Annotated in this window: 2 protein-coding genes; both read left to right on the top strand. The window is 65.6% G+C overall.

Going from position 1 to position 751, the window contains the following annotated elements; translation table 11 throughout:
• The coding region (locus ABEA81_RS42370; protein WP_345613719.1) for a zinc-binding dehydrogenase at positions 1-146 on the top strand (146 nt) is incomplete at its 5' end.
• 19 nt (positions 147-165) lie between these two features.
• On the top strand, positions 166-751 hold a 586-nt coding region (locus tag ABEA81_RS42365; RefSeq protein ID WP_345613720.1), incomplete at its 3' end, for an amidohydrolase family protein.

Below are 751 nucleotides of genomic sequence, written 5' to 3'. Positions count from 1 at the left end.
ATGCCGATCTGGCCGAGCTGATGGTGCTCGCCCAGGCCGGGAAGGTCACCCTGCACACCAAGCAGTACCCGCTGGATGCGGCGCTGGACGCGCTGCACGACCTCGACGCCGGCCGCGTGCGCGGCCGAGCCATTCTCGTTCCCTGACGCGAAAGGTCCCACCACGATGTACGAGAAGGACGGCGAGAAGTACTTCATCGTCGATTCACACAGCCATTTCTGGGACGCCAGCCGGGAGAACTGGAAGCCGGGCGCCGAGCAGTACGCGAAGGGCTGGATCGACTGCTTCTACGGCTACCACCAGCTCGGCCCGCCCGAGACCCACTGGGACTACGAGCACTACCTCAAGGTCACGCCCGACGACTTCGAGCGCGACATGTTCATCGAGGGCCACGTCGACGTCGCGATCTTCCAGTCGACCTACCTCAAGGAGTGGTACACCAACGGCTTCAACACCGTCGAGCAGAACGCGCAGCTGCTGAACCGCTTCGGCGACCGCCTGATCGTCAACGGGCGCTTCGACCCGCGCGACGGCGACGCGGGGCTGAAGGAGCTCGAGGCGGACGCCGAGAAGTACGGCCTGAAGGGCGTCAAGCTCTACACCGCCGAGTGGAACAACGGGTCGCGCGGCTACAAGCTGTCCGACCCGGAGTGCTACCGCTTCCTGGCCCGGGCGCAGGAGCTGGGGATCAAGAACGTCCACGTGCACAAGGGCCCGACGATCTGGCCGCTGGACAAGGACGCCTTCGACG

The sequence above is a fragment of the Pseudonocardia adelaidensis genome, from assembly GCF_039543345.1.
Lineage (GTDB): Bacteria > Actinomycetota > Actinomycetes > Mycobacteriales > Pseudonocardiaceae > Pseudonocardia > Pseudonocardia adelaidensis.
The sequence above is the reverse complement of the archived record's forward strand: the minus strand, read 5'-3'. Positions and strand labels throughout refer to the sequence as shown.